14 protein-coding genes are annotated in these 14,852 nt (G+C 56.6%); all 14 read right to left on the bottom strand.

The window, feature by feature from the left end; genetic code table 11:
- On the bottom strand, positions 1-518 hold a 518-nt coding region (locus tag BLR92_RS16020), incomplete at its 3' end, for an aldehyde dehydrogenase family protein (RefSeq protein ID WP_139171613.1).
- 73 nt (positions 519-591) lie between these two features.
- The gene (locus BLR92_RS16015; RefSeq protein ID WP_089730293.1) at positions 592-1,347 is read right to left on the bottom strand and encodes a FadR/GntR family transcriptional regulator; all 756 of its coding nucleotides are present in this window, start codon (positions 1,345-1,347) and stop codon (positions 592-594) included.
- 60 nt (positions 1,348-1,407) lie between these two features.
- A complete protein-coding gene (locus BLR92_RS16010) occupies positions 1,408-2,733 on the bottom strand; it encodes an enolase C-terminal domain-like protein (protein WP_089730279.1) in 1,326 nt (441 codons plus the stop codon).
- A 61-nt stretch (positions 2,734-2,794) separates the two neighbouring features.
- Positions 2,795-4,363 (bottom strand): galactarate dehydratase, encoded by a 1,569-nt coding sequence (gene garD, locus BLR92_RS16005; RefSeq protein WP_089730278.1) that lies wholly within the window; start codon positions 4,361-4,363, stop codon positions 2,795-2,797.
- Between the two features lie 26 nt (positions 4,364-4,389).
- Positions 4,390-5,898, bottom strand: a complete 1,509-nt coding sequence (locus tag BLR92_RS16000; RefSeq protein ID WP_089730277.1) for a tripartite tricarboxylate transporter permease — start codon at positions 5,896-5,898, stop codon at positions 4,390-4,392.
- 18 nt (positions 5,899-5,916) lie between these two features.
- The gene (locus tag BLR92_RS15995; protein ID WP_089730276.1) at positions 5,917-6,360 is read right to left on the bottom strand and encodes a tripartite tricarboxylate transporter TctB family protein; all 444 of its coding nucleotides are present in this window, start codon (positions 6,358-6,360) and stop codon (positions 5,917-5,919) included.
- A gap of 113 nt (positions 6,361-6,473) precedes the next feature.
- Positions 6,474-7,523: a type 2 periplasmic-binding domain-containing protein gene (locus BLR92_RS15990; RefSeq protein ID WP_089730275.1), complete on the bottom strand. Its 1,050-nt coding sequence runs from the start codon at positions 7,521-7,523 to the stop codon at positions 6,474-6,476.
- Positions 7,524-7,658: 135 nt separating this feature from the next.
- A complete protein-coding gene (gene kdgD / locus BLR92_RS15985; protein WP_089730274.1) occupies positions 7,659-8,576 on the bottom strand; it encodes a 5-dehydro-4-deoxyglucarate dehydratase in 918 nt (305 codons plus the stop codon).
- 411 nt (positions 8,577-8,987) lie between these two features.
- The gene (locus tag BLR92_RS15980; protein ID WP_089730273.1) at positions 8,988-9,785 is read right to left on the bottom strand and encodes an NAD-dependent epimerase/dehydratase family protein; all 798 of its coding nucleotides are present in this window, start codon (positions 9,783-9,785) and stop codon (positions 8,988-8,990) included.
- A gap of 112 nt (positions 9,786-9,897) precedes the next feature.
- The gene (locus BLR92_RS15975; protein ID WP_089730272.1) at positions 9,898-10,764 is read right to left on the bottom strand and encodes an amidohydrolase family protein; all 867 of its coding nucleotides are present in this window, start codon (positions 10,762-10,764) and stop codon (positions 9,898-9,900) included.
- Positions 10,765-10,766: 2 nt separating this feature from the next.
- The gene (locus BLR92_RS15970) at positions 10,767-11,903 is read right to left on the bottom strand and encodes a mandelate racemase/muconate lactonizing enzyme family protein (RefSeq protein ID WP_089730271.1); all 1,137 of its coding nucleotides are present in this window, start codon (positions 11,901-11,903) and stop codon (positions 10,767-10,769) included.
- Between the two features lie 34 nt (positions 11,904-11,937).
- Positions 11,938-13,218, bottom strand: a complete 1,281-nt coding sequence (locus BLR92_RS15965) for a TRAP transporter large permease (protein ID WP_089730270.1) — start codon at positions 13,216-13,218, stop codon at positions 11,938-11,940.
- Between the two features lie 3 nt (positions 13,219-13,221).
- Positions 13,222-13,758, bottom strand: coding sequence for a TRAP transporter small permease (locus BLR92_RS15960; RefSeq protein ID WP_089730269.1), 537 nt, complete (start codon positions 13,756-13,758; stop codon positions 13,222-13,224).
- Between the two features lie 72 nt (positions 13,759-13,830).
- Entirely contained in the window at positions 13,831-14,832 is a 1,002-nt protein-coding gene (locus BLR92_RS15955) for a TRAP transporter substrate-binding protein (protein WP_089730268.1), read from the bottom strand.
- Positions 14,833-14,852 lie beyond the last annotated feature (20 nt).

The raw sequence follows: 14,852 nt of genomic DNA, 5'->3' as shown, positions 1-14,852 counted from the left end.
GAGGCGGTGTCGCCGCCGGCGACGGAAAACGCCAGCGGGAAGTTGCTGGCGCCGAACACCGCCACCGGGCCCAGCGCGATATGCCGCTGGCGCAGATCGGCGCGCGGCAGCGGTTGACGCTCCGGCAGGGCCGGGTCGATGCGCACATCGAGCCACTCGCCGGCGCGTACGACATTGGCGAACAGGCGTAGCTGGCCGCAGGTGCGCCCGCGCTCGCCTTCCAGGCGCGCCCGGGGTAGGCCGGACTCGGCCATGGCGCGCTCGATCAGGTCATCGCCGATGGCCTCGATCTCGCCGGCGATGGTCTCGAGAAACGTCGCCCGCGCTTCCAGCGAGGTCTCGCGATAGCCATCGAAGGCCTCGCGGGCCAGTTCACAGGCACGCTCGACATCGGCGACGCTGCCCCCGGCGTAGGCCGGTTCCAGCCGCTCGCCGGTGGCGGGGTCGATGGCGTTGAGCGCGGCATCGCTGCCGGTGACGCTGTGCCGGCCGATGAGTTGGTTGCCTTGCAGTGTCATGGTGTCTCCTATCGTTGCGATTGGAACAGTGAATGAAGCCGGAAATCCGCCGCAGCGACATACCGTGATCAGTTCACGATTCCTGATATTTCGCGTACATATTTCGAGCACGATTAAGATGCTGAAACATCATCTCTCTTGCAGATTCGGAATCCCGTGCAAGGATGGCCTCAAGAATATATTCATGCTCTTCAAGCACACGACCCAGGTATTTTTCAGTCGCCGAGGTATTGATCTCGACACTCATCAGCTTGGCCCGCGGGATAACTGCCTGGCTCAGCTGCTCGTAAAATATTTTGAAGAAGGGGTTCTTGGTAGCTGTCGCTATGGCACAGTGAAACTCATAGTCTTCGACACGCGCCTGGGATTGCTCAATACGCGCCTTGATGAACGCTTCATGTTTTTCTTTCAGGATGACGCGATCGTGCTCATCGTGTCGAATGGCCGCAAGTTCGGCTGCGGCAGGCTCTATATTCAGTCGCAACTCGAGGATATGCAGAATGTCTTCAACGGTAGTGGGATTTATTTTTTCCGCCGGCATCGCTTCGATGGTGGCAGCACGAATCACGGTAGTTCCCACTCCCCGACGGGTTTCCACCAACCCAAGAGACTTAAGGTGGGTAATGGCTTCGCGAATGACGGTCCGGCTCACCCCAAACGAATCGCATAGACCGTTTTCGGTTGGCAGCTTCTGCCCCACCACGATTTTTCCTTGGGTAATCAGTGCTTCCAGCTGATCGGCCACATTCAGCGACAAGCTACCTTCCCGCGAAAGCTTCTGTACATTAAGCTGAGCGACTTCAGTCAGAAATTCAGGTTTGCCAGTCATACTCATCACCCATCATATTAGCCATTATTGCTAAAGTATCGCTTGCAGGCGCTGAAAACACTAACGTATCAGCGCGGGCTTCTTTGGATCGAACTCCCAGCCCGGGATAAGGAACTGCATTGCCATGGCATCATTGCGCTGAGTGACGTCCAGACGCTTATACAGCTGATGTGCCTCGTCGAGCTTGGCCATATCCAATGCCACCCCCAGACCCGGCACTTTCGGTACCTTGAGTTTTCCATCATGAATCTCGAATGGCTCTCTGGTAAGGCGCTGGCCGTCCTGCCATATCCAATGCGTGTCGATAGCGGTTATCTCTCCTGGGCAAGCCGCAGCCACATGGGTCATCATCGCCAATGAGATATCGAAGTGATTGTTGCTGTGCGAGCCCCAGGTCATGCCCCACTCGTTGCACAGCTCTCCCACCTTTACCGCACCCTGCATGGTCCAGAAATGACAATCGGCCAGCGGGATATCCACGGCGTTGAGCTGCACGGCGTACTGCAATTGCTTGAAGTCGGTGGCGATCATATTGGTCGCGGTAGGCAATCCGGTACGTTTCTTGAACTCCGCCATGGTTTCACGACCGGAATAGCCCTCTTCCTGGCCGCATGGGTCCTCGGCATAGCTCAACAGGTCGCGTATCGGCGTCAGGACCCGCATCGCTTCATCGAGTTTCCAGGCCCCGTTGGGGTCGAGAGTCAGGCGCGCTTCGGGGAAGGCTTCGTGTAGCGCGCGGATGCACTCGGCTTCCTCTTCGCCGCGCAGTACACCTCCCTTGAGCTTGAAATCCTTGAAGCCGTAGCGATCAAAGGCCGCCTTGGCCAGGTTGGCGACCGCATCGGGGGTCAGAGCTTCCCGACAACGCACCTCGTCCCAGGCATCGCGAGGATCGGTCGCCTTTGGATAGGGAAGATCGGTCTTGTCGGGATCGCCGAGCAGGAACAGGTAGCCCAGCGCCTCGACCTCGTCGCGCTGACGACCGTATTGACCGAGCAGATCGGCGACCGGCATTCCCAATGCCTGACCGAAGAGATCGTACAACGCCGATTCGATGCCTGTAATCACATGCACGGCGACACGCAGATCGAAGGTCTGGCGGCCACGTTCCTCGCGGCCATTGCGTGCCAATACCTGGCGCACCCCATTAAGGGTTTTCTTGATATCGTTGACGTTGGAATCGACGACCAAAGACCGGCACTGTTCCAGTCCCTTGAGTATGCCTTGGCTGGATGGGATTTCGCCCACCCCGCGATTGCCGGCACTGTCTTCGAGAATCACGATACAGCGCACGAACCAGGGGGCATGGCCACCACTAAGATTGAGCAGGAAGCTATCGTAACCGGCGACCGGCACTACCGTCATCTGGGTGATTTTCGGGAACATCGTGCCCAACCTCTACTTGTTTGTTGAACGTAAAATGAAGCGCGCCTTTATCGAACCGCTATCACGTCACTGGCGCGGGATTGAATAAAACCAGATCGTTATGCAGACCAAGGCGATCCGCAGCGGCCTGCTTTCTGCCACTCGCGATGTCCAGAATCATGTGGAAAAGCTCCCAACCGACATCCGCGATGCTGGCATCGCCGGTGGCGATGCGACCGGCATCGAGATCGATGATGTCGTGCCAGCGTTGGCTCAGCGCGGTATTGGTGGAAACCTTGATAACGGGAACCATCGATAAACCGTAGGGCGTACCGCGCCCCGTCGTGAAGACCTGAAGGTTCATCCCGGCGGCCAGTTGCAACGTGCCGCAGATGAAATCGCTCGCAGGCGTCGCCGCAAACGTCAGCCCTCGCTTCCTGATTCGCTCTCCGGGCCCGATCACATCGGCGATGGGGCTATTGCCGGACTTGATGATCGAACCGAGCGCCTTCTCCACGACATTGCTCAGGCCGCCGCGCTTGTTGCCAGGGGAAGGGTTGGCGCTGCGATCCGCCTGCCCCTGTTCGAGGTACCGGTCGTACCACTGCATCTGCTGCAGAAGCGCCTGCCCGACCTGCTCATCCGCTGCCCGCGGCGTGAGTAGATGAACGGCGTCTCGCACTTCCGTCACCTCGGAGAACATCACACTACCGCCGGCGCGGACGATAAGATCGGTGGCGAAGCCGACGGCGGGGTTCGCCGTTACGCCGGAAAAGGCATCGCTGCCACCGCACTGCATGCCCACGATGAGCTCGGACGCGGGGCAAGTTTCGCGCCGGCGCCGATCGAGCTTTTCCAGATGACCCTTGGCCATGGCCATGATGCCATCGACCATCTCTTCGAAGCCCATGAACGACTCATCCTGCAGACTCAGGATATTCGCATCGGGATCCGCGGCCTGGCTGTTCTCGTAAATTTTGACCGGCTGATCCGACACCAGGGTCGAGGGCTGCAGCTTTTCGCAGCCCAGGCCGATGACCATGACCTCGCCCCCGAAATTCGGATTCAGGGCAATGTTCTGCAGAGTCCGGATCGGCACGATGGCGGCGGGTGCATTGATCGCGACACCACAGCCATAGGTGTGATTCAGCGCGACGACGTCATCCACATTGGGGTAGTTCGGCAGCAGTTCGTTCTTGATGCGACGGACGACATAGTCGGTCGTTCCCGCCACACACTGGACGCTGGTCGTGATGCCGAGCACGTTCTTGGTTCCTACCGAACCATCGGAGTTGCGAAAGCCCTCGAAGGTATAGCCGTCCAGCGGCTCCGCGGAAGGCGCTGGGCGGGTCGCCAGCGGCATGTTCTCAAGCGCCGGAGCCTCGGGCAGACGGACATTCGTCTCGTTGACATGATCGCCCCGTGCGATCCCGGCCAGGGCGGTGCCAATGACTTCGCCGTAACGAACGATCGGCTCGCCCTCGGCGATGGCCGTCAATGCCACCTTATGCCCCTGAGGAATGGGCACGGCCAACGTCGTGCCCTCTCCCAGTTGACTGCCAGCCGGTAGCCCGCCCGCCTGGATAACAATGGCAACGTTATCCGACTCATGCACCTTGATGACCAGGTTGTTTTCTTGCCTGTTTTCCATGGATTCTTCCTAACTAACCAAGGTGATCAATTCGATTGCACGGCATCGCCACCGCGGCGTGAGCGCATACGCATGTAGATAGGAAACGCCACGGAGATGATGATCAGTACCCACAGGACAACGGCGATCGGGCTCTTGGTAAAGAAGATGGTGAAGTTGCCGAAGGATTCCAGGCTTTTTACGAAGTAAACCTCGGCCGATCTTCCCAGGATGAACCCGATTATCAGAGGAACGACCTCAATACCCACCTTACTGGCAATATACCCAAGGACACCGAAAATCAGCAGCACCCAGACATCGAACATAATGCCGTAATTGATCGCATAAGCGCCTGCCACACACATCATGACGATGATGGGATAGAGCAGGTGCTTGGGCACTTCGATGACCTTGGCAATATATTTAATTGCGAAGAACATGGCAGCGAACATGATCAGGTTCGCGACCACCAGCATGGTAACGATCATATACCAGGTATCGATATTGCTATTGATGAACAGCGGACCCACCTGGATGCCTTGCAAGGTGAACGCACCGATCATGATCGCCGTCGTGGAGTCGCCAGGGATACCCAGGGAGAGCAAAGGTACTAATGCACCGCCAGTAAGTGCGTTGTTGGAGGACTCGGAAGCGATAATACCCTGCGGGGCGCCTTTCCCCATCCGCGAAGAGTCTTTCGAGAAATTTTTCTCTTGCGTATAGGCGAGTATCGAGCAGGTACTGCCCCCAACGCCCGGAAGAATGCCCACGAAGGTACCGATGGAGGAAGAGCGAATCATATTGACCAATTGGCCCTTGATATCGCGAAAGGAGAATCCGGATCCCTTGGTCAGCTTGATGGCTTGGCCATCGCCATCGCCCTTTAACCCTTTCTCGGCGTCCAAGAGAATCACCGAAAGACCGAAGATACCGATCAGTACCGGCAGCAGGGAAAAACCGCTGTACATGTAATATTCCATGAAATCGAACATCAAGCGGGTTTCGCCATTACCGCCAACGGTGACTGGATAGACGCCGATCAGGCTCAACCAGACACCAAGGATACCGCTGAAAATGCCCATCAACATGTTCTTGGCTAGCGAACCGATCACGGTCAGCGCCAGGAAGATGATCAGGAATTTCTCGACGTAAGAAAACTTGATAGCAAAATCGGCAAGAACAGGAGCGAGAAAGAACAGTATAGCGGCACTGAAAAGACCACCGAACAGCGATGCGACGATACCGACCTTGAGCGCTTTTTCCCCCTCCCCTTTCTTGGCCATAGGGTGGCCATCGAATGTCGTGCATATGGATGATGGCGTGCCGGGCAGATTAAGCAGCACGGCTGGAACCATGCCCCCCGCGATACCGCCGACGTAGAGACCCAGCAGCAACGCCAACGCGCCATTGATGCCCAGTGAATAAGTCAACGGCAAACAGACGGCCACCGCCATCGTCGCGGTCATGCCGGGGATAGAGCCGAATATTATTCCTATCAATGTGCCGGCGAACACCAGCAGCAGGATCATCGGCGTTAATTGCGAAAAGAAATCCATGCTTTAGCCACTCCTGCATCACGGCAATGTGATATTGAAAAGCTGTGAGAGTACGTACCAAGCCAGCCCAGGGGCGATAACGGCGTTTGCAAAGATGATCATGACATTCCTTCGCGTCTTGATGCCGACAAAAAGCAGCGAGAGCAGAAAGATGAAGGGCATCGACATTAACAAAAACCCGTACCCCGTATTAGGGAACATCCTGCCGACGGCATACATCAGATAAAAATAAGCCGTCGTCAGCGCTAACGTCCCGAAAAAGCGAAACCTGTCAAAGTCTCCCTCTTTCGAGAAAACAGCCTTCCCGGCCCGGCTCAGGCCTGGCAGTATCGCTTTGCGCTCCCTGATAACGATGATGAAAAGCATGATCAGCAGCACCCACGTTACTATTCTTGGGAAGAACAGGTGAGACTGCTCGAAGTCGATCGCCACATCGAACAATGACAAGAAATTACTCTCCATGATATCCCCACCTAACAGTGCCGCTTAGGGTCAGCTGTTGAGTCGCCATTAATTTCATCCGAATGCGAGTGCGTGAAGGTGGCCGGCGCTATCAGCACCGGCCGGCGCTTACATTACTGGATATTCTCGATAACGGTCTCGTACCGTGCCATCTTGTCCTTCAGGTGAGCCGCAGCCTCGGAAGAGGGCAGGAAGTTGGGAATGAAGAACAAGCTCTTCTGCTGCTCCTGGATCTCGCCTTGGGCATAGATCTCCCCGAGCGCATTGTCGATGCAACTAACAATCTCGGGGCTCATGTCCTTGTTGTAAAGGAAGAAGAATTCCTTATCGAAGGTGAAGTCCTTTTCCCCGTCCATCGTGACGGAGACATTGGGTGTGACATATTGGAGAAGCTCTTCCCGCGTTGTCTCGCCCAGCCCTTCTTCATTGGCTTGCTTGATTGTCTCGTTTCTGGCGGTCAACCAGACGAAACGCATCGCCTTCTGGTCGTCTTCGGGAAGCCGCGTGTACTGCTCATTGGCCTGGACGGAACCATTGATCACATCAGCATAGCCATTGAAAAGTAGCTGATTCTTGTCCGCCTGCGAGCCTGTATTGACCGCGACAATATTGTCTTCCATTCCCGGATATTCGATCTTCACGGCATTCTTGAGCGCGCTGAAACCGATCTCCGAAACGCCGCCAGGCTGTATCGCGACGCTGATTTCCTCGCCATTGCCCGCTGCGTCGATGATCTCATCGACCGTCTGGTAGGGAGAATTCTTGGGGACCAGATAAGCATTGCCGGGATTGATGGCGACCGTCGGCCCGACCTTGTACTTCTCGAAGATATTGTCATAGCCATTGATGCCATAGAGATGGCCCAGATAGGCCATGTCGTGGAAGATCATCAACGTGCTGCCGTTGGAACTCCGCTCGAGCGCCCGGAACGCGGGCATCGCTCCGACGGCATCGACCTTCATGTTGATGTCCAGCTTCTCCGCCAGGCGATCCACGACGATGCTCGAGTTCTGATAGGTATCGCCCCCTGTCGAGGTGGAGCCAATAACGACGCGAACATTCCCGGGAATGGGACACTCCTCCGCCGCGAGAGTGGAGGTGGATACGCCTGCGATCGCGAGCGCGCACAGGGATAAACGAAAACTTACGGGCATACTTTTCATCATCTCTTCCTATCGTGGTTTGGTTTTGTTAATAGGATTCGCTGAATTGCGTGCAAAATTAAGTAACTATGTCTTACCGTCACACCTTCAATTGCCACCTTTGCTCTTAACGGGTGACCAATCCACCTCCTTGCCTCATAAGCGTTTTGCAATATCGATCAACGCCTCCAACGCTTGCCGCTCCTTAGCAGAGGGCATCGGCAAGGGTGCGCGCACATCCCCGGCGGGCCGGCCAATGATGTCCGCCCCCGCCTTGACCAGGCTGACCGCGTAGCCTTTCTTGTTATCGCGTAGATCGACGAAGGGAATGAAGAACTCGTTAGTCATCTTCTTGATGACTTCCCTGTTGCCCTGGCGTAGTTCGCGATAAAACTTCACCGCCATCTCCGGCACAAAATTGAACACAGCCGATGAATAGGTATTCACCCCGATCGCCAGATAGGCTTCGGCGAAGATTTCCGCCGTCGGCACGCCACCGATGTAGACCAGGCGGTCACCCACGGTCTTGACGATCTTGTTAAGCGCTTGAATGTCGCCCTTGCCATCCTTCAAGCCGATCAGGTTGGGACAACTATCGGCGAGTTGCTTGACGGCCTCCGCTTCGAGCACGCCATTGCCACGGTTGTAGTAGATGACATTGAGGCTGGTGGAGTCGCAGATCTGCCGCGCATAGTCCAGCAGACCATCCTGAGAGCATTCCGTCAGGTAAGGAGGCATCAGCAAAATGCCGTCGGCGCCGGCCTCCTCGGCCACCCTGGCGAAAGCCTTGCCGCTCTTCACACTCAGTCCTGCGCTGGCGATTACCGGCAGCTTGCCGTTCATCGTCTCGACGGCCAGGGATACGATGTCACGGAACTCATCCAGCGCCAGGTTGAAGAATTCACCGGTACCTCCCGCTACAAAAAGCGCGGAAACGTCGTGGCCGGCAAGCCATTCGAGACGCTTGCGATAGCTCTCCGGGTTGAAATTGCCCGCGCTATCGAAATCGGTAACGGGGAATGAAAGCAGTCCATCTCCAACCGCCCCGATGACATCGTCTTTCGTGAAGTTCACTACGCGTTCCTCTTGCTCATGCAATGCCTTTGAATTCTGGAGCACTGCTTCAGTTGTAATACATCATACAACTCCAAGATAGAACTCGCTCTCCTACGAAGCAATACAACTAAAGTCTCAAAGCTCCACGCAGGCATGGGTCCAATGGACACCTGCTCGCTTAGCTTCAGACGAGACCAGACCAAGACGAAGGAACGGGAACGAGCATGCCAGCATCGCGACCGTCAAGAATGGCGTGACTCCCCAGTGCGAGGGGCGTCCGGCTGTGAATAAATCCATCGAGCGGTGATGTCTCGACCGCTCGTGATTGGCGACATAGGAGCATTTCAGGCGCATCCCTCCTATGAATCGTGAGTCTCGTCGCCGATTCGCTCGAAGCGACCAAGCGACCAAGCGACCAAGCGACAGTGTTTAGTCGTCGGGATGCCCGAGAGCGACGAACTTGCCCCCCTGATGGACCACGGCCGGATCATTGGGATCGATGCTGTCGTCCTGAGCCTCGACCTCGGCGCGCCATGGTTCGGAGCTATCCTTGGGGGTCCAGCCCAAAAACGATGACTTGCCGTTATCCCACCATTTCTCGGCGTTGTCGGAAGCACCATAGATCACGGTATAAGCCAATTTGGGCGCGGCGAATGCTCGCTCAAGCAGGCTGACGAAATCGTCGACACTCAACCAGGTAGCCATCATGCGGGTATCCGCCGGCTTGGGAAAACACGAGCCGATCCGCACGCTCAGGGTCTCGATGGCGAATTTGTCGTAGTAGAGACTCGCCAGGTCCTCGCCAAAACATTTCGAGACCCCGTATAGCGAGTCGGGGCGGCGCGGCACCTCGGTGTCGATCCGAGTAGTGCGTGGATAGTAGCCGATCGTGTGGTTCGAACTGGCGAAGACGATGCGCGGCTTGCCGAGGTTGCGCGCCGCCTCGTAGAGGTTGTAGACCCCCACGATGTTCGACTGGAGGATACTGTTCCAGGGCCTTTCCACCGATACGCCGCCCAGGTGCACGATGCCGTCACAGTCGGCCACCAGGGCGTTGACCGCCTGGGCGTTGGCCAGATCGCAGCTAACGATCTCTTCGTGCTCGCCCGCATCGCCCAGATCGGCGACATCCGACAAGCGCACCTCGTGAGCCAGGCGTGAAAGATGCGGACGAATGGCCTTGCCCACACCACCGGCAGCGCCGGTCACCAACAATCGATTCAGCATGACAGTTTTCCTCGTAGCGTTGGCGAACGGTCCATTGCGCTAGGCGGACCGGTCGCGATATTGATAAAAAAGACGCCCGGGCCCCAACCATAGGTGGCCGGGGCTCGGGCGCTCAGAAACCGTATAGCGCCGCCGGATTGTCGACCAGAATTTTCCGGCGCACCTCGGGACTCGCCCAGTCGAGCAGGACGTCGAGTTGCTCGGCGTCGTCGGGATATTGTGCACGCGGTACGCCGACGTGCGGCCAGTTGCTGCCCCACAGGATACGCTCCGGCGCGTGCGCGATGACCCGCTTGGCGATGGCGCCCACGTCCTCGTAGCGAGGACCGCCGGTCAGGCTGGCCTCGTAGCCCGCGCAGATCTTGAACCAGGCGTTGCCGCGATCGAGTAGCCTAAGGATCGCCTCGACACGGGGATCGTCCGCCGTTACCGGATCCATGAACTTGCCGATGTGATCGATGATGTATTCGCTCTCGATCCCATGCAGCGCAGCGAGGTAGTCGTCGAGATAACGGCCATTGAACTGCACCATCAGGTGCCAGCCCAACGGACGGACCAGCCGCTCGACTGCAGGCATGTCGGCAATCGTCACCGCACCGCCCGGTAGGTTCATGATCCGCGCCCCACGTACGCCCTGCTCGTGCCAGGCTTCGAGCTCAGTCGACGGCGTGTCCGGCGCCACCGCCGCCACGCCGCGCGCGGCATGCGGGCCCAGTTGAGCAAGTGCCTCGAGTAGCGCACGGTTGTCGCATTGGTAGGCATTCGGCTGGGTGAGCACCACGCGCTCCAGCGACAGACGGCGCTGCACTTGGCGGTAGTCGGCAACCGTTGCCAGCTCGGGGATAGGCGGCCCGCCCGGCTGAGCCCGATAGCCCGGCAAGTACATGTGGATGTGGCAGTCGGTAGCCCCGCTCGGCGCCGCGAGAGCCGGCGCTGGCCCGTCCAAGGGACGCGTATTGTCAGGAATCGTCTCCGACACGATTAGCTCTCCTTCAATGCGAATTGGCGCAGCGCATCACGATTGATGGTGATGCCCAGACCGGGACCCTCGGGGATGGGGATGACGCCGCCATCATGCTCGAGCGGGGTCTCGACCACCGCCTGACGAAATGGGTTCTTGGTACGATCGAACTCCATGATCGGTTCGATGGGGTTGCGGCGCGGCGGATTGGGAGGCAGCGCCGCCATGAACTGCAGACTTGCCGCTATGCAGATCGCCGTGCCCCACACGTGCGGCACCAAACGCACACCGAACATGGCGGCCATGTCGGCGACCCGGCGCATCTCTGAGAACCCACCCACCCCGCAGACGTCGGGTTGGCAAATATCCACCGCGCGCGTCGACAGCGGCTCGAGCATGGCGTAACGACCGTGCCAGTTCTCGCCGCTCGCCACCGGAATTGGCTGGCCGGCGCGCACCGCCCGGTAGGTATCGATCTGCTCGGGCAATACCGGCTCCTCAAACCAGTCGACCCGGTAGGGTTCGGCGCGCCTGCCCACCTCGAGGGCCTCGAGCAGGTCGTAGCCGTGATTGGCATCGATCATCAGCCGCCGCTCCGGGCCGATCGCTTCGCGAACCGCGGCGATCACGCGCAGGTCTTCCTCGACGTCGAAGCCGATCTTGATCTTGACACCATGAAAGCCCTCGCGAGCGTAGCCGGCGACCTCCTCGGCGATATCCTGTACGCGGTCCACGCCGTCGCGACGAAACGAGCCAGTGGCGTAGGAGCGCACATGATCGCGAAAGCGCCCTCCGAGCAGTTCGCACACCGAAGCCCCGTAATGCTTGCCCTTGATATCCCACAGGGCGATATCGATCCCGCTCAAGGCGGTCATCGTCAGACCTCGCTGGCCTTGGTCGCGCAAGCGGTTGTAAAGCTCGAGCCAGAGTTTCTCAGTCTCAAGCGGATTGCGACCGACCAGCGCGCCAGCATAGAGCCCTACTACCGCCGCGTTGGCCTTGGCCGGACCCAGACATTCGCCCCAGCCCACCGTGCCGTCGTCGCAAACCACCTCGACCAGGCAGTGCTGGCGTCGTTCGAAGCGCATCGAGGCACTCTCGAAGGCCTGATCAAGCTCGTAGTCGAGGATATGCGTATGGACGCTTGCGATCTTCATTGTCGTATCCCACAAAACCGGATTGAGGAAAGCGCTAACCGAAGAATCCCGGCAGCGTCAGCGATATAGCGGGAACGTAAGTCACCAACATGAGCACTAAAAAAAGCGCCAGATAAAATGGCCATATCGTACGAACCGCCTGCTCTATTTTTATACCTCCGATCGCACTACCCACGAAGAGGCAAGAGCCAACAGGCGGTGTACACAAACCGATGCCCAGATTCATCATCAGGACAATGCCAAACTGGATAGGCCCCATACCGCACTGTACCGCCACCGGCAAGAAAATCGGAGTGCAAATGAGAATAAGCGCAGCCATGTCCATGATCATGCCAAGACCCAACAAAATCAGGTTCAACATCAGCAGGATCACGTACGGATTTTCCGAAATGGTAGTCAATACGTTGATGAGCAGTTCAGGCACACGGTAAAGCGCCAATAAGTACGAAAAGGCGGAAGCACAGCCTACGAGTATCATCACCAGAGCGGTAGTACGCACCGCCTGGTAAACCGCGCGTTTGAAGGATTCCCATTTCAGTTCACGGTAGACAAGGCTCGTAATGACGATGGCATAGATAGCGCCAAAAGCACCGGACTCAGTAACAGTCAATATACCCGAGAGAACACCACCTACGATAATGACGGCGGTTAAAAGTCCTGGCAATGCTGCTGCAAAGCTTATCAATAGCGCATACCATCCGGGGAATTCTTCTCCGGCATATCCCCGCTTGACGGCAACCAGGTAGGCGGCAATGGCCAAGGCGAGACACATCAGAATGCCAGGCACGATGCCAGCGATGAACAGTTGGGTAATCGAAATGCCGCCACCGGCTGCCACGGCGTACAAAATCATGTTATGGCTTGGAGGAATCACGACACCAGCGATCGATGACGTAACGGTCACATTGACCGCGTAATCGGCATCGTAGCCCTTTTCCTTCATAACCGGCATGAGGATGGAGCCCAGTGCCGATACGTCAGCGACCGCCGACCCGGAGATCCCACCGAACATCATGGAAGAACCGACATTGACCAGACCAAGCCCGCCTCGAACTCGCCCGACAGCGGCGGATGCCAGGCGAACCAATCGGTTGGAAATACCACCATGGAGCATTAGCTCGCCGGCAAAAATGAAAAACGGAATCGCCAGTAAGGAAAAAACCGAGATGCCCGAGAGAATACGCTGAAAGGCAACGAAAATCGGCAAGCCCTCATAGAGAAAGGCCCCAACGGCTGCCAACCCTACAGCGAAGGCTACCGGCGCACCGACTATCAAACCCAGGAAAAATAAACCAAAGAGGATACTCAGTCCCATTTTCTATTCCTTCTCGCGCTTAGGAAAGAAAATACGCTCGACAATACTTACCCCGGAAAACAGCATCATGAGTACTCCACAGATAACGAGCGGCGCGGCGCGCCAGCTTTCCGACAGACCGATAATGGGAATAGGCCTATCGAAATTCCCCATAACCATGAGCCATCCCTGCCAAGCCATGAAACCACCGAACACGAGTACGAAGGCGTCCGACAAGTAACGCATGATTTCACGCGGCAGCGGCGATAACCCTTCGCGAATGAAATCGATACTCAGATGACTGTTATTGCGCACCCCCGCCGCGGCACCCAAGCAGGTGATGTATACCGCAATGACGAGTGAAGCTTGCTCCACCCAAGTTGGGGTATCGTTCAAAACATAACGCCCAAACACTAGCCAACCGAAAATGGCGACCAGAAACACCAGTAAAAATCCGGCACTAATAATACATAGCTTCGCCAGGCAATCTAAAAGTACGTCAAGATTGGATAGCTTCTTTGACTCACTCTGACCGTCAGCCTGATCGGGACAAGAGCTCATAGCCTGTAGTCCTATTCCAATATCCTCGACGACTCCAGGGCCGCCGAGGATATTTGCAATTAGATTAAAAAATCACTTAGCTTTTTGAATGTCGTTGATAAGTGATTCGAGATCAGGATTTTCTGCTATAAACTCTTCGTACACGGGTTTCATACTATTTTGGAACGCCTTTTTATCGTCAACTTCGTTGATCTTCACCCCCGCTTCCAACACGATGTCACGACTGGCTTCGACCCTATCGGCCCAGAGCTTACGCTGCATCTCGGCCGCATCAATGGCGGCTTGCCGTACGATTTTCTGATCCTTATCGGAAAGCTCTTCCCAGCTTGACTTGGCGATGCAAACGCATTCCGGAATGATGAGGTGCTCAGTCAGCGAATAATACTTCGCCACTTCGTAGTGTCCGCTAGATTCATACGATGGATAGTTATTTTCAGCACCATCGAGAACACCGGTTTTCAATGACTGGTAAACCTCCCCATAAGCCATGGGAGTCGCATTGCCACCAAGCACATCCGTCATATCAACATAGATGTCATTGTTCATGACACGGAACTTCAAACCCTGCATATCTTCCGGAGTCTCTATCGGGTGCTTTGTATTGTAAAAGCTACGCGCACCCGAGCCAAACCAGGAGAGAGCGATCAGATTCTTTTTCTCGAGTTCCTCGGCAAAGCGTTGACCAATCTCACCATCCATCACCTTGTACATATGATCGACGCTGTTAAATATGAAAGGCAGTGACAGAACATTTGTTGCAGGAACGATCGGACCCATCGGCCCCATATTGAAGTTGGCAAAGTCAAGCGCGCCACTACGAACCTGCATGATCGCATCCGGTTGTGCGCCGAGAACGCCGTTATTATAAACTCTTGGGCTGACACGCCCTTCGGTCTTTTCCGTAACCTCTTTGGCGAAAGTTTCAAGAGCAACGCTGTTCGGGTAACCCGGCGGATGGATATTCCAACCACGCCAGTCTTCTGCCTGTGCCGGCAAGGCCAATGTCATAAGCGCTCCAGCAACAGCGGCCACATGCAGAAAACGATTCGGAACTAGGCTTTTTCTTATTCTCATGTCACATCTCCTTTGGCTTA

Source organism: Modicisalibacter muralis (assembly GCF_900102945.1).
In the GTDB taxonomy this organism is placed as follows: domain Bacteria; phylum Pseudomonadota; class Gammaproteobacteria; order Pseudomonadales; family Halomonadaceae; genus Modicisalibacter; species Modicisalibacter muralis.
This window is presented reverse-complemented; position numbering and strand designations above follow the sequence as displayed.

Bases quoted from the DNA above. Each gene is read 5' to 3' on its own strand.
- BLR92_RS15970 (WP_089730271.1), bottom strand. From the start codon at position 11,903: ATGAAGATCGCAAGCGTCCATACGCATATCCTCGACTACGAGCTTGAT.
- BLR92_RS15990 (WP_089730275.1), bottom strand. From the start codon at position 7,523: ATGAAAAGTATGCCCGTAAGTTTTCGTTTATCCCTGTGCGCGCTCGCG.
- garD (WP_089730278.1), bottom strand. From the start codon at position 4,363: ATGGAAAACAGGCAAGAAAACAACCTGGTCATCAAGGTGCATGAGTCG.
- BLR92_RS16015 (WP_089730293.1), bottom strand. From the start codon at position 1,347: ATGACTGGCAAACCTGAATTTCTGACTGAAGTCGCTCAGCTTAATGTA.
- BLR92_RS15955 (WP_089730268.1), bottom strand. From the start codon at position 14,832: ATGAGAATAAGAAAAAGCCTAGTTCCGAATCGTTTTCTGCATGTGGCC.
- BLR92_RS16010 (WP_089730279.1), bottom strand. From the start codon at position 2,733: ATGTTCCCGAAAATCACCCAGATGACGGTAGTGCCGGTCGCCGGTTAC.
- BLR92_RS15980 (WP_089730273.1), bottom strand. From the start codon at position 9,785: ATGCTGAATCGATTGTTGGTGACCGGCGCTGCCGGTGGTGTGGGCAAG.
- BLR92_RS15960 (WP_089730269.1), bottom strand. From the start codon at position 13,758: ATGAGCTCTTGTCCCGATCAGGCTGACGGTCAGAGTGAGTCAAAGAAG.
- BLR92_RS15995 (WP_089730276.1), bottom strand. From the start codon at position 6,360: ATGGAGAGTAATTTCTTGTCATTGTTCGATGTGGCGATCGACTTCGAG.
- BLR92_RS16000 (WP_089730277.1), bottom strand. From the start codon at position 5,898: ATGGATTTCTTTTCGCAATTAACGCCGATGATCCTGCTGCTGGTGTTC.
- BLR92_RS15965 (WP_089730270.1), bottom strand. From the start codon at position 13,218: ATGGGACTGAGTATCCTCTTTGGTTTATTTTTCCTGGGTTTGATAGTC.